Source organism: Paenibacillus sp. FSL H8-0259 (assembly GCF_037963255.1).
Lineage (GTDB): Bacteria > Bacillota > Bacilli > Paenibacillales > Paenibacillaceae > Paenibacillus_AQ > Paenibacillus_AQ phytohabitans.
On the sequence record NZ_CP150147.1, the window covers coordinates 944289 to 962118 of the forward strand.

Sequence of the window (17830 nt, forward strand, 5' to 3'; positions counted from 1 at the left end):
ATTATAGGAGAAGCGAATTCAGACACTGTGCTGAATTCGCTTCTTTATTGTATAGAAAATTATACAATTTCCAGAAATGTCGATCCGGGCATTCGTTTGGCTTCCTAATGCTAATTGATATTGATTATCAATATCAATTATGTTAATATAATTTTGTTCACTAGAGAACAAAAATAAAAAAGTCTATTGCTGACACTGAACTTGGTCTGCAACTACTACAAGAGAGGGGAGATAGCGAAATTGGAGTTTCAAAATAATTTTAAAGGTCACCTTTACGAGCAATATATTAGAATGCTGCATCTGAATGAGTTGTATACAGAACAAGAATTTAATTCGTTTCGGGAACAGGCCAGAAAGTACCAGATTGACATGCTCTCCAACAATATTACTAGTGTACACGTTATTGATTGCATTGGTGATTATGAACCGATAAATCATACCGGGATTGTGGAGAAAATGGGGTTGTCCAAAGCTGGCATTAATAAAATTTGTTCAAAGCTGCTGGAAATGGGCTTCATTATGAGAAGTCAGCTGAACAACAATCGTAAGGAGATTTACTTTAGTTTAACGGATAAGGGAAGACACGTTTATGATTTGCATAAAGAGCTGCACAAAGAAAAAGAAGAAAGGTTTTACCAATTCATTGAATCCTATACAGAGGCTGAACTGCAGACTATTGGAAAATTTATGAGCGATTTGGTGGCGCGTGCCGAAGAATACTCCGAAGGGAAGTTTACGATAAATGACGACATTAAGGATTGAGGAATTAAGATCCAAGATTGAAGGGAAAGAAATTTTAAAAGGGCTCTCACTGGAGCTTCAGGGCGGAGAGATTCATGCGATTATGGGGCCTAACGGGACGGGGAAAAGTACGTTGGCTTCAGCTTTAATGGGCCATCCCAAATATGAGGTTACTGGCGGCAAGGTGACACTAGACAATGAAGATCTTCTGGAGATGGAGGTGGATGAGCGTGCCCGTGCAGGCTTGTTCCTCGCTATGCAGTACCCAAGTGAAATTGCCGGCGTAACCAATTCGGATTTTCTCAGAAGTGCCATCAATTCACGGCGTGAAGAAGGAGAAGAAATATCCTTAATCCGTTTCATCCGTGAAATGGAGAGCAAAATGAAGGGGCTGGAGATGAACCCGGAATTTGCGCATCGTTATTTGAATGAGGGTTTCTCCGGCGGTGAAAAAAAGCGGAATGAGATTTTGCAAATGATGCTGCTTGAACCCAAGTTTGTGATCCTGGATGAAGTGGACTCCGGGCTTGATATTGATGCACTGCGTATTGTGGCCAATGGTGTAAATGAGATGCGCAGCGCGGATAGAGGCTTTTTAATCATCACCCATTATCAACGGCTGTTGAATTATATTACCCCGGATTTTGTACATGTCATGATGCAAGGCCGGATAGTTAAATCTGGCGGTCCGGAGCTTGCCCACCGTTTAGAGGCAGAAGGGTACGATTGGGTGAAGGAGGAGCTTGGGATTACGGATAAGGCGGTAGGCGGGGAAGTTTAAGAGCCGGAGAGGAGGAATAGCAAATGGCTATACAAGCCAGAAATTCAATGAATGTGGATGAATTACGCGCATGGTCAAGCGCTAAGGATGAACCTCGTTGGCTGCTTGAACGCCGGATTCGGGCACTTGAGCTGGCAGGGACACTGGAGCTGCCAAGCGTGGAGAAAATCAAACTCGAAAAATGGGATATCTACGAGAGTGGAGACTACAAAGCTGAGAATGCGTGGTCAGGTTTGGAAGATGCGCCGGAGATTGTTCGAGGTTTGGTTGCTTCTCCAGTGACAGGCGGACTAATCGTTCAGTTCAATTCGGATGTAGTATATACGAAATTGTCCGAGAACTTAGCCGCCCAGGGAGTAATCTTAACGGACCTGCATACTGCGGCAAAAGAGTATGAGCAGTTGGTTCAACGTTATCTCTTTCAGGCAGTGAAGCCGGAAGAACACAGATTGTCAGCTGTGCACAGTGCCTTATGGAGTGGTGGCGTTTTTCTATATGTCCCAGACGGTATAGAGATTGAAGTTCCCATTCAAGCGATCTTTTATAGCGATACGAGCGGGGTTCGTTTTGCTCCTCATATCTTGATTGTGACTGGTAACAACAGCAAGATCAGCTATGTGGATCATTATATATCGAGCAGAGATGATATCAAGGTTTTGCATAACGGTGTGGTAGAGGTGTTTGCAGGGGCAGGCTCCAAGGTGCAGGTCGCTTCTGTTCATCAGCTTGCTGCAGCAACAACGGATTTCACCCAGCGGCTTGCGGTTGTGCTTGCGGATGGCCGTGTAGAATGGATTGTCGGCGAGATGAATAATGGCTATACCGCCAGTGATACCAAGACATTACTCCAAGGCAACGGGTCCATCTCTGACGCTAAGGTGATTGCGATAGGCTCTGGGGACCAGAAATTGAGTTTTACTACGCAAGCCCAGCATTTTGGCAGAAGCTCGGTGAGCCAAATGATCACACGCGCAGTAATGCGTGAAGAAGCTACAGCCATTATCAACGGGATTACAAAAATCGAAAAAGGTGCAACCCATTGTGACGGTCAGCAAACAGAACGTGTACTGATGTTAAGTCCAAATGCGCGCGGCGATGCCAATCCGATCCTGCTGATAGATGAGGATGATGTAACCGCCGGTCATGCTGCATCCGTGGGGCAAGTAAACGCGGAACAAATCTATTATCTGATGTCGCGCGGCATCTCACGGAGTGAAGCCGAATATCTTGTTATTTTCGGATTCCTCGCTCCTGTCATTTCGGAGATCCCGCTGGAGGGAGTGCGTAGCCGCCTGCAGGATGTAGTGGAGAAAAAGCTTGGCAGATCATAGGGAATTAGAGCCAATCAGAGCCAATCAAAGTGATTCTTATGAAGGTTAAAAGGAGCGACACTAATGGCTAAAAAAGCGCCGGATATGGGTGAATATAAATACGGGTTTCGCGATGAGCACCAGTCTATTTTTCAATCTGGAAAAGGTCTGACTGAAGAGATTGTCCGGGAAATTTCCCGAATTAAGGAAGAGCCGGAGTGGATGCTCGATTTTCGGCTGAAAGCTTTGAAGCAATTCTACAAAATGCCGATGCCTGGGTGGGGAGCGGATTTGTCCGGGCTAAATCTTGATAACATCCAATATTACGTTCGCCCTTCCGAAAAACAGGGAAAGAGCTGGGAGGAGGTCCCCTCCGAGATTAAAGCAACCTTTGACAAGCTGGGGATTCCTGAAGCGGAGCAAAAGTTTCTGGCAGGCGTATCCGCTCAATACGAGTCGGAAGTAGTCTATCACAGTATGCGGAAGGAACTGGAGGATCAGGGCGTTGTGTTCCTTGATACGGATACAGCTTTAAAGCAATATCCTGAAGTGTTCAAGCAACATTTTGGAACGATCATCCCTCCCGCCGACAATAAATTTGCTGCGCTTAACAGTGCGGTTTGGTCAGGCGGCAGCTTTGTATACATCCCGAGAGGTGTTCAGTGTGAGGTGCCGATCCAAGGGTACTTCCGGATTAATTCTGAAAATATGGGACAATTCGAGCGGACATTAATTATTGCCGAAGAGGGCAGCTTTGTCCACTATGTGGAAGGATGCACAGCGCCTATTTATAGTACCAGTTCTCTGCACAGCGGAGTTATTGAAATTATTTGCCGGAAAGATTCCCGTGTCCGTTACACGACAATCCAGAATTGGGCTCCTAATATCTACAACTTGGTAACCCAAAGGGCTGTGGCAGAGGAAAATGCCACAATGGAATGGGTGGACGGCAACATTGGCTCCAGGGTAACCATGAAGTATCCGGCTGTAATATTGAAAGGAAGGGGAGCTAGGGGGTCCATCCTGTCTATTGCCGTAGCCGGTAAAGATCAGCATCAAGATGCCGGCGCGAAGGTGATTCACCTTGCTCCCGAGACAACATCTACGATTATATCCAAATCCATCAGCAAGCAGGGCGGCAAAGTAAACTACCGGGGATTGTCCAGCTTCAGCCGCGATTCTGCAGGCTCCAAGTCTAATATTAAGTGTGATACGTTGATTTTGGACAACCAGTCATCTTCTGATACGATTCCGTACAATGAAATTAAAAATGATCAGATTACTTTGGAGCACGAGGCAACAGTATCCAAAGTGTCCGAGGAGCAATTGTTTTACTTAATGAGCCGCGGACTTACAGAACAAGAGGCCACACAAATGATTGTAATGGGCTTCATTGAGCCGTTTACCAAAGAATTGCCGATGGAATATGCCGTTGAAATGAATCGGTTGATTCAATTTGAGATGGAAGGAAGCATCGGTTGATTCATAAAGGAAGTACGAGGTGTTGGTAATGAAGAAAAAGAATTCGGACAATTCAGAACTAGCTCAACTTACCCGGGAGATACGGAAACTTCAGTTCTACTACAATATGCTGTCAGGATTGAGCGCAAGCTGTGGTGCGTTGATACCTTTAGACTCTGTTTATACGCTTATAAGGGAACTTTCGGATCAAGAGGCCATTCTTAGGCAAAAAGCAAAGGATCACTCAGACTATCTAGGTTGAAAAAGAGAATTGACTGTTGGTAAAACAATGATAGGAGCTGGAATTATGGAGGAGAATGGAATTTTATTCGATGAAGTATCGGAAGTGCTTCTTAAACTACGTCCTTTCTTACTGCGTGACGGCGGAGATGCTGAACTCGTCGAGGTGGAGAACGGTATAGCCAAATTAAGATTTTTGGGAGCTTGCAACGGTTGCCCAAGTGCTACGATTACGTTAAAGGCTGCTATTGAGCGCGCAATTCTAGAGGAAATCGATGATATTAAAGAAGTTGTACAAGTATTCTAAATTCCTTTTAACAGAAGAGGCTGTTATACAAAAATCCGCATAGAAAAAATGCCGAATCAATTAAGACATACGAAGGAAAGGATTGATTTAATAATGTTCGAGAAAATTTTCGTGGCCATCGATAAATCTGAAATAACTAACAAAATCCTTGAAGCAACCGTTGAAATTGCACAAAACAAAAATACTCAGGTAACTTTGGTGAATGTCAGCCATGCATATGTAAACAGCGGAATGCCATATATACCAGAGAGCTACTTGGAAGAAATGTTAAATGAGATGGAAAAGATGAGTTTAGAACAGCTTCAACAAGCCCAATTCAAATTAGCGGCTGAAGGGATCTTTGCAGAAACGATTCATCTTAAGGGAGACCCTGCGCATGAAATATTAAATTATGCAAAAAACACCAAACAGCAACTAATTATTATTGGAAGTCGCGGGCTAAGCGGTATAAAAGAAATGATGTTAGGTAGTGTCAGTCACAAAGTTTCACAATTATCAAATTGCCCCGTCCTGATTGTTCACTAAATTTCATGCCGGATCTGCTCCCTTACGGGCGATCCGCAGGATGCGGTTGCCTTCTTCCTGAGTTAAGCCGCCCATTTTCCCAACTATGATCCCTGATGGGGAACTAGTTGGATTTTCTCCGCTTGCTCATGAACGGAGGCACCCTTGCCGGGCAACAGTTGGATAATAACGTCCAAATTAAGATACGTTTATCCAATTACTAATGTTATCAATCGATTGATGTAGCGGGGAAATATCTGATGCCGGGCTGATCAATGCGCATGTCCATCTGTTTGCAGATGGTAAGCCGTTCACGTTGTCCATCAGCGAAGGGCGACGCACGTAAACCAAGTTCCCGCATGTACTTTCCTACTGTCCGCTCGCTAATAATGTAGCCCTCTTCCCTTAAGAGGAGGGTGATCCTTGGACTGCCGTATTGGCCGTGGTTAGCCTCAAAGAGGTAAGCGACCCGCTTTAGCAGTAAGGCTTTGCGCTTCGCCTGAGGGCTGACTTCGGTGATTCTCCATTTGTAAAATCCGCTCCGCGATACTTCAAGAATGCTGCACATCTTCTCTACCGAAAATTCGGAGCTATGGTCTTCGATGAACTGAAATCTTTGTGCTTTAGATTGCGGAAGATATGCGCGGGTCTTTTTTAGGACGGCAAGCTCCTCTTCTTTTGCCAGCACCTGCTTGTTCAGTTCGTGAATCTTGTCTGCAAGGACAGACTTTTCACCCTTATTATTCATTCTCATACCCACCCCGTAAATTCCAGAATACTTGCCTTCGCCGACTGCGTCTCGGACTGTGCACTCTTACGCCATTCCTTGGGTGACGTGCCCATTAGCTTAGAGAAACAGCGGTTGAAGCTGGAGATGGAATGAAACCCCACCTTCTCAGAAATCTCAAGAATAGAATCCTCGGTGCTCTTCAGCTGCTTACAGGCCTCTTCGATCCGGGTACTGCTCAGGAAATCGAGAGGGGCGGTGCCCATCATTTCATGGAATTTGCGGCGGAAGTGTGTAGTGCTGAGGTGGCAGAGGTCGGCCAGGAAATCGATGGTCATCGGCAGCATATAGTTCCTGGTGATATACTCCAGCGCCGGGGAGATGACGAAGTCGCCCTTCAGATTATGCCCAGCTTCCTGATCGGTCAGCGCCTCATTCGTGGAATGGATCCGGAGCAGCTCGATATAGAGCGACAGCAATAAGCCATAGGCGCTCTCCTGATAATAAGGCTTCTGCTGCTGCAATTCCTCCACGATCGATGTGGCCAGACTATACACCATGGGATGCTTATCCTTATTCAGGATACAGTTCTTCCCCAGCACCGCCCACAAATTGGGCTCGAAGTTGCTATAGGCGCTCTTGAAGGAATGCTGAAAGAGGTCCTCCGGCGAGAAAAAGAGATAAGACCACAGACTGGCCTCACCCGGAGAACTATACGTCGTATGCGGAAGGTACCGGGGGAGGAAGGTCACATCACCGGCTGTAAAAGGTACAGACTCGCCTTTGATCTCCATGATGCCGCTATCCGAATAGCAAATCCCAATCTCCAGGTGGTTATGGAAATGCAGGTGCTCGCTCTTGATATCGGAAATCTTCCAGCGTTCCCCGCTTAACAGCAGCACAGGGAAATGGATCGGCAGGCTGTAGTGGCGGTACTCGATGACGGGTTTCTTTTTTCTGGGCATATCCGGGGACTCCTCTATAATATTAAAATAGATAAATGGTCGAAAATGCGCAGTTTTGCTGTGAATATGCTTAGATATAGAATATTTTACTGCTTACAATGGAGTATGTAAAGCGCTTGCAATGAGACGGATAGTAAGCGCTATTGAGGCGCGTGATACAAGAGAGGGGTAATAAGATGATTCAAGTGGATTTCAACAGGGAAGAGATTCTAAGCATTATTGATAAGGTCACCAACAAAACACTGGCGATGGACTTAACATGGGACTGGCCTTGCGGCGTAGCTTATTATGGGGTATCCAGAGCTTATCAGACTACAGGGAACAAGGAGTACCTGGACAGGCTGGTTCAGTGGGCGGATGAATATATTGAGCTGGGGCTGCCGGACTGGACGGTCAACACTTGTGCCATGGGCCACATGCTGATCACCTTGTATGAAGCGACTGGAGAGCAGAAATATTGGGATATTGCGATGAGCAAGGTGGAATACATCCGGAAGAATGCACTGCGGTTCGGAGACAATGTGCTGCAGCATACGGTATCGATTTCTAATGATTTTCCGGAACAGGCTTGGGCGGATACGCTGTTTATGGCGGCATTCTTCCTGCTGCGTGTGGGCAGTAAGCTGAAGGATCAGGAGCTGATCCAGGATGCCCTTAACCAATACTACTGGCATATCAAATACCTGCAGGATCCTGGCACCGGCTTCTGGTTCCATGGCTATAACAATGTGAAGCAGGATCATATGTCCGGATTATACTGGGGCAGAGCGAATGCCTGGGGTGCGTATACGATGTCGCAGGTGAAGCCGCTTTTGAAGGACTGGTATTTGTATCCGCAGTGTATGGACGTGGAATGTTCGCTCCGTGATCAGCTGGCGGCGCTGAAGCTTGTCCAGACAGATAACGGCTTGTGGCGGACGGTGCTGGATGATGAGGAATCTTATGAAGAAGTATCGGCATCCTGCGGCATTGCGGCGGCGATGATCAACAACGGCAACCCGCTGCACACCAAATACGTGCAAAAAGCGTTAAAAGGCATTCTTGCAAACATCAGCGAAGACGGACGTGTCCTGGGCGTATCCGGCGGCACAGCCGTAATGAAGGACCGCGAAGGGTACCGCAATATTCCAAAAGATTGGATTCAAGGCTGGGGCCAAGGCTTAGCGCTTGCTTTCTTGTCCGATATGCTTAAATAGGAGGGAACCGAATTGTCCAAACCATCAACAGGCGCATTCACACTGCCGGGAGAATCCGGTTACGAAGCGCTAACGCTTGAACTCGCTGAACGCTGGGGTGCCGATGTCATCCGTGACAGTGACGGTACACAGTTATCTGATGAGATTATCAATGCCGGATACGGCATTTATTCTACAGTCTGTATCATCCGGGACCATAATGAATGGGCGTCGCAGAACCCGGATAAGCTGCAGCAGAGCTTCCTTATTACGAATCCGAAGGTAGCTGTGCAAGATTATTTGTCGGTCTACCTGATGGAGGATTTCTTCGCTGAACAGTTCAGAGTGAATGATTCCCGTGAGGCGTTCAAGTACTGGCAGGTGTATGACCGGACGACCGGTGAAGAAGTACCGAGAGAGCAGTGGAATTACGACCGGGAGTCAGGCAATGTGGTGCTTACCGGAATCGTACCTTGGCATAAATACACCGTCAGCTTCATGGCCTACCGGATCTGGGAAGAGATCTCGATGTACAATCACACCACGAATAACTGGAACAAAGAGCATCTGATGCAGATTGATCCTATGTATCAGGACACGCAGAAGTACCTGCTGGACTGGATGGAAGACTGGTGTGTGAAGCATAAAGAAACAACGGTTGTCCGCTTTACTTCCCTGTTCTATAATTTCGCCTGGATCTGGGGCAGCAGTGAGCGTAACCGTCATCTGTTCTCAGACTGGGGTTCCTATGATTTCACGGTGAGTGCCAGAGGTCTGGATCTGTTCGCGCAGCAATACGGCTATTCGCTGACGGCAGAGGATTTCGTGAACGGCGGCAAATACCGCGTCAGTCATATCCCGGCGGAGCAGCGCAAGCTGGACTATATGGCTTTTATCAATGATTTCGTGATCGGATTCGGCAAGCAGTTAATAGATATTGTGCATAAGCATGACAAGCTGGCGTATGTCTTCTACGATGACAGCTGGGTTGGCGCAGAGCCTTACAATGACCGCTTCGGTGAGTTTGGTTTCGACGGAATGATCAAATGTGTGTTCTCCGGATATGAAGCAAGGCTCTGTTCAGGGGTGAAAGTGGATACGCATGAGATACGGCTGCATCCGTACTTGTTTCCGGTGGGTTTAGGCGGCGCGCCTACCTTCATGGAAGGGGGGAATCCGACACTGGATGCCAAAAAATACTGGATCAACATCCGGCGTGCCCTCCTGCGTGAGCCGATTGACCGGATTGGCCTGGGCGGATATCTGCATCTGGTCGAGCCTTACCCGGATTTCTGTGATTATATCGAGAAGATTGCGAATGAATTCAGAGAGATTAAGGAGCTGCATGAGCAAGGCAAGCCATATCATATCAAGACCAAGGTTGCTATTCTGCATAGCTGGGGCAAGCTGAGATCTTGGACCTTGTCCGGCCACTTCCATGAGACGTATATGCATGATCTGATTCACATTAATGAAGCTCTATCCGGTCTGCCGGTTGAGGTGCAGTTCATTGATTTCGAGGATATCCGCCAGGGCGTGCTGCAGCATGTGGATGTAGTGATTAATGCAGGCAGTGCCGGTACAGCCTGGAGCGGCGGGGACTACTGGAAAGACAGCAAGTCTGTAGATGTCCTGACCAAATGGGTGTATGAGGGCGGTACCTTTATCGGGATTAACCAGCCTTCAGCGGTTGAGGGATACGACAGCTACTTCAGAATGGCGCATGTTCTGGGTGTGGATGAGGACACGGGTGCGCGGGTAGCTCACGGCAAATGGGCGTATGAGGTTCAAGCTGAGCAAGGTCTGGTGCCTGATGGCGCCAGCATTACACCGAAGAACGGTGTCCATCTTACGGATGGTTCCGCTGCTGTGATGAGTGAGTTGGACGGTAAGATTACATTGTCTACGAATAACTTTGGTAAGGGTAAGGGAATCTACCTGCCTTCCTTCGAATTCGGCTGGGAGAATACCCGCCTGCTGCTGAACCTGATCTGCTATGCCGGTAAGGAGCTACAGGAAACGAAATATATTCCGGATAACCTCTATACCGAGTGCGCGTATTATCCGGAGAGCAAGATGCTTGTCGTGATCAATAACAGCGACCAGCTGCAAAAGACTACGATTGAGACGGAATATGGGCCGCAGACTGTGGAATTGGAACCGTTCGATACGATTATTCGGACTATTGGGGAATAGGAATGTGAAAAAGCTCAAGCCTGGGGTGTTATGCCGGGCTTGGGCTTTTTGTGTTGTGTGAGATGTTAAACGGGCCCAATGTATGCGAAAAATCGAATACAATGTGCCGGCGCGATAGGGGAGATTGGCCCAATGTATGCGAAAAATCGAATACAATGTGCCAGCGATGGGGTAAATGAGCCCAATGTATGCGAAAAACCGAATACAATGTGCCAGCGATAGGGGGAATGAGCCCAATGTATGCGAAAAACCGAATACAATGTGTTACTGGAAGGATTCCCCTAACCTTTGTGGAATTACAAAGCAAAGACGCTGAAGCTTTCAGCGACAGGCTCCCGGAGGACTTCCCATGGACAAATCCGCCCGCTTCAAACAATCCATAGCCTTCATAGAGGAACGTTTATACGAAGACATCAACCTTGGACAAGCTGCGCAGGCCGGGTACACGTCGCTGATGCAGCTGTATCGTGACTTCTACACCTATACCGGACATTCGGTAAAAGAATACATACGCAAGCGCAGGCTGTCAGCCGCGCTCGGGCTGATCCGAGCTTCGCAGCGTCCGCTTGCTGAGATTGCCTACTCCTGCGGCTATAGCTCCCAGCAGGCTTTGTGCAAATACGTGAAATCCGCAACCCATATGACACCGCTAGAGTACCAGAAGAGTGAAGCCTGCTACTTCTTCCCCAGATTCGACAGTGAAACCATCCGGCAGGTAACCGTCACCGCTGAAACGATCCCCAAGACCTTACGCGCGAAATTCTATCATCCCAAGCAGTACGGCATTGAGCAACAAGCGCTAGAAGCGCTGCATTTTCTAATACCTGAATACCAGGGCAGAATCTTCGGCAGAGACGGGCAGCAGCGGGACGGCTTATTCTGTTATGAGCTCGCTGTGGAGTATGATGCGGATTTGCTAGACAGACTGGCAGACAGCACTTTTCAGGGAATAAAGGTGGCTCAAGAATTCAGTTCAACCTTCGCGAAGACAACCGTTAGGAACGATGAGGCCCAGATCGGGCTGGCATGGGATTATCTCTATCTGAAGTGGCTGCGAACCAGTATGTTCGTGCAGGATGATGTGCGTTATTTCGAAGAATATATCTGCAAAAGCGGGCAAGTGAGGAAGCTGATTCTGTATCTGCCAGTGAAGAGGCGGACGGATTATGACAAGATCAGTGTGAATTTCTGTGCAGGTCTAGAGTTTCTGGTGTCGTCCCGGGAAGGGGATCAGGCAGAGGGGGAGGCATCTGCTGCGGTGATGAACTGTATATCCCTTCATACCCCTGAGGTGATAAGCACAGTAAAGGAGTTCTATGTAGCCCAAAGCGGCTTAAGCTACACCTGCGGAGTGCGGCTGGAACAGGAGAGAGAGCTTCCCATAAATAGCAGGCTTGAAATATTGCGGGTTGCCGAAGGCCATTATGCGATGCTCGAGAGGGACAGTTGTAGTGACCGCGGAGTGTTTATTGCTCTTTTGGATACATGGATACAGGAGCACGGATGGAGTAAGGATGAGCTGCCTGCTTTTACTACCTATGAGACCGGAGGTCAGGGTGACCCGGATGCTATCACAATGAGAGTGTGGATCAAGCTGAAAGATGTTAAGAACGGATAATATTTAGTACGCGTTCATCTATAAACTAGATTTATATAGGAAAGGAGCACACAAATGAATCTAAGAAAACAAGCACTGCCGCAGCATGCGCCCGAAGACTACAGCCCCCGCGTGAAGCCGGTAATCCTGAGAATGGTGGAGGAGATGAAGCAGATGGAGATTCCAAGTGAGATTCAGGTAGAACAGATTACGGAGCTGTGCAGTATTGTGGATCGGCCGGAGATGAAAGTGGTGGGCATCGCGCTGCCGGTTTCGTATGAGAGCCGGGGATATGGCGGTTTCCATGGGTCTGAGCATGCGAGCTGTACGTTGAATGATTACTTGTATACCAAGAAGCTGACTTCAGAAGGCGATATCGCGCTCCTCTCCGGTCTCATCACCCGGCAAATCAAAGGTAAAGAGGTTGTTACCGTACGATCAGAGGTGCAGGGTGACGGCAATTATAAAGTCATTGTGGGATATGAGGTAAGCAGCTTCGACGGGTTACCCGCACATTTGCCGGAATATACTGAGACGCTTACAGTGCCTGCATGCCGCTATGCCAAAGTCCTGATCAATGAGACAAAGGAGGCTGGACGGATCGGCTATGATGAGCGGATGCATGCAGATGAATATTTCATCGGCCAGTTCCGTAATGACACCAGCTACGTCTATAACCCTTCCGGCCTTAGCTTCAATACATATGATGACTCAGGGGAGATTCTCACCAAATACGAACCCGTTAAGATACCGGGAAATGATGCGGAGCGGTTTGACTCTTTGCGCTTCAAGGCGGTGACAATGCCGGAGATGAAGATCGCCTGCAGCATGACGCTGCCGGATGATGAGGAGTTTGTAATTACGAAATATTTTGACGTGCAGGACCAGGTATTCGCCACTGAGGCGGCTAAATATTATCTGCATGATTATTACGGTTTTCCGGTGAACAGTGAGGAGGAGGGGAAGGTTAACTCCTGCTTCGGCACCAGAGTCAGCACCTTTGAGTCACTTCCTGACTGCGTTGAAAAGATTACGGTGCCCGGAGGCATCTATCTGCACATTACCCAGCTCGAAGTGAATGGTGATAATCCCGGCATGCCGTATGATGTGGCGTTCAATCATCTGGATGAGCTATTCCTGAATGCTCACCCTGAATATACGCGTGACTGGAGCAGGCATGTGATCGCCCGTTTCCGGCAGGCGAACTGTGCCTCCGTATTTGTGCCGCTTGCCAGCGAATAACTAAATAAGATGGATAGAAGAAATAACAAAAAGCGGAAGGATCGAAGGGGGATTTTGGGAACTGTAGGAGCGGTAATAATCAAGAAATCTGGGGACAACAGCGGCTGGAAGTCCAAATATTCACCGCAGTGACGACTAAGGTTTAAGTTAGTATACTAAGTTAGTATCTTGAGTTCAGCTTATATAATATAAATTATGATAGTATAAAGGTATATTTAGTTTTCCCCGCGGGGGTAGAAAAGGGAGCAGCATGAGAATCATTATATCGCCTGCCAAGAAGATGAAGACGGACACGGATTTCCTGGATTACCGCCAAGTGCCGCAGTTCATCAGCGATTCGCAGACTCTTCTGGCCTTATTACGCAAGTTGAATTATGAAGAAGCCAAAGCGCTATGGAAATGCAATGATGCCATCGCCACGCTGAATATGGAACGGATCCGGGAGATGGATGTCACCAGGAATCTGACGCCGGCTATCTTCTCATATGAGGGAATACAGTACCAGTACATGGCGCCCGGGATCTTTCAGACTGAGGAGCTGGATTATCTTCAGCAGCATTTGCGGATTTTATCCGGATTCTATGGAATCGTCAGACCTTTTGACGGCGTTGTGCCGTACAGGCTGGAGATGCAGGCTAAGCTGGGTGGTAAGGGCTTCAGTTCTCTCTATGAGTTCTGGAATAGAAGACTGGCGGACCAGCTGTTCGCGGAGAGTGACATCATTCTGAACCTGGCTTCCAAGGAATACAGCAAATGTATCTCTCCGTACATTGGCAAGGACGCTCGAATGATTAGTGTGGTGTTCGGGCAGGACATCGGCGGCAAGGTGGTTGAGCGGGCGACGCTGGTCAAGATGGCCAGGGGTGAAATGGTCCGCTACATGGCCGAGCGGCAAATTACCCGCGTGGAGGATATCAAAGGCTTCGACGGGTTTGATTTCGCATTTGCGGAAGCCTTGTCGGATGAGAAGACGTATGTGTTTATCCAACAGAAGCGCGATAAGAATGAAATGGTAGAGTAAGGCTTGCAACGGGTAATCTTGAAGACGGTTGAATAACCGGATTGGGGTTGCCCTTTTTTTGTTAAGGAGATTATCTAAACTGAATAAAAGAAAATAACAATAGCGCAAATATTCACCGTAGTGACGATTGAGTTTAAGTTAGTATCTTAAGTTCAGCCTATAATGAATGAAATCAGAACAGGTTAACGAGGAGGACTTATGATTTTGAGAAGAGATCCATTGGACAAGCAGAGCTTACTTAAAGAACTGGATTCACTAGGTTACTCCGACAGAATCAGAAAAGTAACGACATTGGGCCGTGAGCACCTTGGATCAGCCAAGTACTCCGAATTACTGGCCTCATTACTGGAGGGCGGTGCGTATGAAGCGCGCCTTGCCTTAATGGGTGCCATCGCCACACTGGATGCCCCGGTTATTCTGTCTGCGCTGCGGCATCCCCTGGCAAGCATCAGGAACACGGCTGCGGGTCTGCTATCCAAAGCAGCTTCAGATGAAGAAATAGAACGTGAGCTCCCGCACTTATCACATGATTGCCGCCGCAAGCTGCTTCGCACCATTTCACAGATAGACCGTCAGGAACTGGCGGAACGCCTGTTACCCTTGGTATACGCCCGGTGGGGTGCGGAGGAGGCAGCGATTATACTGCAGGCCTGCCATGCGGCAACGGTTAGCACGTGGCTTGCGGATATCGGGTTTGCCATCAGAGACTGGAAGAAGTTAGCCAGCCGGCATCTTGATGTAGTAGCGGAATACTTCGCAGCCACGCTGGAGAGCACCCCACTCAGGGAAAAAGGGCATGTCTGGTCGAGGTTCTCGTCTGCTATGGAGCATCTGTGCAATCATAAGGCGGATCTGATGCTTGCGTGTGCACTGAATCACGGGCCTATGGGAATTATACATCCTGCACTCAAAGAACATCTGGGCACACTTGTACGCCAGAATCCGGATAAGGTGTTCCAGCTGCTGACACAAACGGAATTGCGGAGCGATCTGCTGTCCCATGGTGTTCCTGAGGCTGTGCTGAAAAGAAAGAAAGTTCTGTCTATAGACCAGTGGATCGGGATTGCGAAATTACTCGCAGATTACCCTATGCATGTAGCGAAGCTGCTTGAACATATGGCGCCGTCTAACCGCAAGGTGATTTTTGATGCCGTGTATGAGGAGGATAGACGCAAAGAGCGGATTTTCCCGGAAAAATTACTGTATGTATTGCCGCATGCCTTGCGTGATAAGGAGGCTGCCCGGATGCTTGGCCTTCGTGAGATCAAGGATAACCGGGACCGGACCATTCGTATTGCCGCCTGCCGCTCCATTCTCTATTCAAGGGAGCCGCTTGAGCTGGCCACACGGGTATCTGGTGCAGACGAACGTGCTACGGCGCTTATGCAGCTGATACGAAGTACGGTTCTGTCGAGGCAGGGGATGAATGAAACCCTGGTATATCTGGGCCGGATTAAGAATGACCAGGACCCTGTCCGCAGCGCAGTGTTCAAGGAGCTGTCGGAAAGTCCTGCGTCTGTATACGAGGATGCCCATGTGCAGGCGCTTACTTTACTCGTTGATAGTGTTGTCGATGCCAGAGATACCTCGTATGGTACGAAGTTCTCTGTCCAGCAGCTGGCCTTTGCTATTCTGCGGCATAACGCAGGGCAGCCTCACGGTGAGCTGTTCAAGTTTGCGCTAGATACAATCAGGAAGCTGGCTAAGCAGAACGGGCAGCTATCCCTTCCATCACTAGAGAAACTGCCCCAGGGAGTAGAAGAGATGATCTTCGACGGCATATATGCCTTTGCTGCACAGGCCAACCGGACAGAGAACTACTATCTGGTAATGAGCCTGGCGGGTTCTTTTGGCAAAAGAGGTCACGGTATTATTAAACTTCAGAATCTGTTAAAGCAAGCCACGAGGTCCACGGCAGATGCAATAGCTATGCGTGCAACCCGGCTCTGGCTTGAACCACATCAGATGCGTGATGCCAGAGTTAAGGAACTTTTGGCCTCGGATAAATCGTATATTACGATCCATGAAGTGTTCCGGCACCTGCACTTGAAGCGTCAGGAGTGGCTCGATCCATTCATTTCGGGGGCTGTGATCAAAGGCAGGTTCCTGTCAGGCAAAACGATTTATCCCGTGCCGGCGGAGAGCGGATTCTACCGGTGGCTGCCGCGTCAGCAGCAAGCTTACAGTTCCCTCTTAGCGAAAATTGCGGATGATCCTAAGCGCAGTCTGTCCGAACGTGCAAGAGTGATCAGGATTATGGCCGGTATGCCTGATCTTGGCCCGGACAGGCTGCTTGGACTGGTACAGGATGGGGAAGTCGCTGTAGCAGAGGCGGCGCTTCATGCCCTGTCACTGCTGGAAGAGCCGGAGAAGGTGCTCCCCGTGCTGCTGGACAATCTGGATGGAGACCGGGCACGTGTAGCGATGTACTCCATACCAAGGTGCATCCGCAGAGTGAATCCGGTGTTATTGGTTACCTTGCTGAAGGAGCTGCTAAACCGGGATAAGCTGAAGATTACGGTCCGGAAAGAAGCCATCCGCTTGCTGGGCGCGTATAGAAGTGAGGACAGCCTTCCGCTGCTCCTGAACGAGCTCGGCAAACCAAGCGCCCATAAGGATGTGATCATCGCCATAGGGCATGCTGCAAAGCAGCTTTTGGATGATGAACGCAGCTGGGAGATTCTAAGGGCCATCGCTGCTTCCCCGCAAAGTGATATCGCACTAAGCTTATTATCCCAGCAGCCTAATGCTCTTCCGCTTGACTATAGACCGCGCTATCTGGCCTTAATCATTGAGATTGCCAATCATCCGGATACATCCGTTGGCAGGTATGCTTTTGCTGCTATGATTTGGTGGACTAATGTAAATGAAGATGTGATTGCTGCTGCCGCTGCTCAGGCGATTACGGACCTGGAAGACAGCACGAGATGGGAAGCTGCGGTGAACACGCTGATCGAAACCTGCCGCGACGGCAAGGTCAACGAGGTTGTAATTGGTGTTTGCCGGAAGCTGGCCGGTACAGGGATAAGCGGGGATTGGAATGCAGCTGCGGGAAGAGATTTGCCTCACCGGCAGCGCCTCCAGAAATTAATTAACCAGCTGACCTCATTGCCGAAGAATACACGGATCCATCTTATCCCTTTGTACCTGGGACTGATCGCCTGCCACGCACCCGATGAGACTTTACAGCAGCTTGTGATGAAGTTGTATATCGCAGCCATGGACTGGAATAACGTGGTGGAATCCGCCGCGTATCTGAACCGGTTGGTTGATGGTATGTCAGATCAGCCGCAGCTGTTAAGCGAAGCGTACAGCCAGATCGCCCATAGTATACAAGACAGCGCAGGATACTGGAATCCGGAGATTCTGCTCGAAATTGTGGATGTGCTAGGGGCTGAACAGCGTTACGAATCCCCGTATATGGGACTTTCATTGCTGGAAGTAGCAGGACAGGCTCTACATTGGAGCCCGGAACCGGCAGAGCGTTTGCGGTCGTTCAGAAATCACACGAACCTTGCGGTCCGCTCGCGTGCGCTGAATATTTGGACAGCGAGGGAGTAGAG

14 protein-coding genes are annotated in these 17830 nt (G+C 48.7%); 12 read left to right on the forward strand and 2 right to left on the reverse strand.

Going from position 1 to position 17830, the window contains the following annotated elements:
- Positions 1-240: 240 nt before the first annotated feature.
- The 6 genes from NSU01_RS04050 (at position 241) to NSU01_RS04075 (ending at position 5365) form a co-directional block, all read left to right on the forward strand.
- Positions 241-762, forward strand: a complete 522-nt coding sequence (locus NSU01_RS04050; RefSeq protein WP_042133557.1) for a MarR family transcriptional regulator — start codon at positions 241-243, stop codon at positions 760-762.
- Positions 743-1522, forward strand: coding sequence for a Fe-S cluster assembly ATPase SufC (gene sufC / locus NSU01_RS04055; RefSeq protein WP_076247889.1), 780 nt, complete (start codon positions 743-745; stop codon positions 1520-1522). Before NSU01_RS04050 ends, sufC begins: the two co-directional genes overlap by 20 nt.
- A gap of 23 nt (positions 1523-1545) precedes the next feature.
- Positions 1546-2853 carry a Fe-S cluster assembly protein SufD gene (gene sufD, locus NSU01_RS04060; RefSeq protein ID WP_076247891.1) on the forward strand — a complete coding sequence of 436 codons (1308 nt, stop codon included), beginning with the start codon at positions 1546-1548 and terminating at the stop codon, positions 2851-2853.
- Between the two features lie 63 nt (positions 2854-2916).
- The gene (gene sufB / locus NSU01_RS04065) at positions 2917-4314 is read left to right on the forward strand and encodes a Fe-S cluster assembly protein SufB (protein ID WP_076247894.1); all 1398 of its coding nucleotides are present in this window, start codon (positions 2917-2919) and stop codon (positions 4312-4314) included.
- Positions 4315-4600: 286 nt separating this feature from the next.
- Positions 4601-4840 (forward strand): NifU family protein, encoded by a 240-nt coding sequence (locus NSU01_RS04070; RefSeq protein WP_038596501.1) that lies wholly within the window; start codon positions 4601-4603, stop codon positions 4838-4840.
- A gap of 93 nt (positions 4841-4933) precedes the next feature.
- On the forward strand, positions 4934-5365 hold the full coding sequence (locus NSU01_RS04075) for a universal stress protein (protein WP_039292518.1): 432 nt from the start codon (positions 4934-4936) through the stop codon (positions 5363-5365).
- Positions 5366-5573: 208 nt separating this feature from the next.
- On the opposite strand, the gene NSU01_RS04080 is transcribed toward NSU01_RS04075, so the two are convergent.
- Both NSU01_RS04080 and NSU01_RS04085 read right to left on the reverse strand, forming a co-directional pair.
- Positions 5574-6092: an IS3 family transposase gene (locus tag NSU01_RS04080; protein ID WP_179093627.1), complete on the reverse strand. Its 519-nt coding sequence runs from the start codon at positions 6090-6092 to the stop codon at positions 5574-5576.
- Positions 6093-6094: 2 nt separating this feature from the next.
- Positions 6095-7036 (reverse strand): AraC family transcriptional regulator, encoded by a 942-nt coding sequence (locus NSU01_RS04085; protein ID WP_039292517.1) that lies wholly within the window; start codon positions 7034-7036, stop codon positions 6095-6097.
- 176 nt (positions 7037-7212) lie between these two features.
- On the opposite strand from NSU01_RS04085, the gene NSU01_RS04090 reads away from it, so the two are divergent.
- The 6 genes from NSU01_RS04090 (at position 7213) to NSU01_RS04115 (ending at position 17828) form a co-directional block, all read left to right on the forward strand.
- Positions 7213-8232 carry a glycoside hydrolase family 88 protein gene (locus tag NSU01_RS04090; RefSeq protein WP_076247897.1) on the forward strand — a complete coding sequence of 340 codons (1020 nt, stop codon included), beginning with the start codon at positions 7213-7215 and terminating at the stop codon, positions 8230-8232.
- 12 nt (positions 8233-8244) lie between these two features.
- On the forward strand, positions 8245-10407 hold the full coding sequence (gene gnpA / locus NSU01_RS04095; protein WP_076247899.1) for a 1,3-beta-galactosyl-N-acetylhexosamine phosphorylase: 2163 nt from the start codon (positions 8245-8247) through the stop codon (positions 10405-10407).
- A 349-nt stretch (positions 10408-10756) separates the two neighbouring features.
- Complete coding sequence (locus NSU01_RS04100) at positions 10757-12025, forward strand: AraC family transcriptional regulator (protein WP_076247902.1); 1269 nt, start codon at positions 10757-10759, stop codon at positions 12023-12025.
- 54 nt (positions 12026-12079) lie between these two features.
- Positions 12080-13246: a GyrI-like domain-containing protein gene (locus tag NSU01_RS04105; protein ID WP_076247904.1), complete on the forward strand. Its 1167-nt coding sequence runs from the start codon at positions 12080-12082 to the stop codon at positions 13244-13246.
- Positions 13247-13496: 250 nt separating this feature from the next.
- A complete protein-coding gene (gene yaaA, locus NSU01_RS04110; protein WP_076247907.1) occupies positions 13497-14267 on the forward strand; it encodes a peroxide stress protein YaaA in 771 nt (256 codons plus the stop codon).
- Positions 14268-14465: 198 nt separating this feature from the next.
- Positions 14466-17828, forward strand: a complete 3363-nt coding sequence (locus tag NSU01_RS04115) for a hypothetical protein (RefSeq protein WP_076247909.1) — start codon at positions 14466-14468, stop codon at positions 17826-17828.
- The last annotated feature ends 2 nt before the right edge of the window (positions 17829-17830 follow it).

Bases quoted from the DNA above. Each gene is read 5' to 3' on its own strand.
- sufC (WP_076247889.1), top strand. From the start codon at position 743: ATGACGACATTAAGGATTGAGGAATTAAGATCCAAGATTGAAGGGAAA.
- sufD (WP_076247891.1), top strand. From the start codon at position 1,546: ATGGCTATACAAGCCAGAAATTCAATGAATGTGGATGAATTACGCGCA.
- sufB (WP_076247894.1), top strand. From the start codon at position 2,917: ATGGCTAAAAAAGCGCCGGATATGGGTGAATATAAATACGGGTTTCGC.
- NSU01_RS04070 (WP_038596501.1), top strand. From the start codon at position 4,601: ATGGAGGAGAATGGAATTTTATTCGATGAAGTATCGGAAGTGCTTCTT.
- NSU01_RS04075 (WP_039292518.1), top strand. From the start codon at position 4,934: ATGTTCGAGAAAATTTTCGTGGCCATCGATAAATCTGAAATAACTAAC.
- NSU01_RS04080 (WP_179093627.1), bottom strand. From the start codon at position 6,092: ATGAATAATAAGGGTGAAAAGTCTGTCCTTGCAGACAAGATTCACGAA.
- NSU01_RS04085 (WP_039292517.1), bottom strand. From the start codon at position 7,036: ATGCCCAGAAAAAAGAAACCCGTCATCGAGTACCGCCACTACAGCCTG.
- NSU01_RS04090 (WP_076247897.1), top strand. From the start codon at position 7,213: ATGATTCAAGTGGATTTCAACAGGGAAGAGATTCTAAGCATTATTGAT.
- NSU01_RS04100 (WP_076247902.1), top strand. From the start codon at position 10,757: ATGGACAAATCCGCCCGCTTCAAACAATCCATAGCCTTCATAGAGGAA.
- NSU01_RS04105 (WP_076247904.1), top strand. From the start codon at position 12,080: ATGAATCTAAGAAAACAAGCACTGCCGCAGCATGCGCCCGAAGACTAC.
- yaaA (WP_076247907.1), top strand. From the start codon at position 13,497: ATGAGAATCATTATATCGCCTGCCAAGAAGATGAAGACGGACACGGAT.
- NSU01_RS04115 (WP_076247909.1), top strand. From the start codon at position 14,466: ATGATTTTGAGAAGAGATCCATTGGACAAGCAGAGCTTACTTAAAGAA.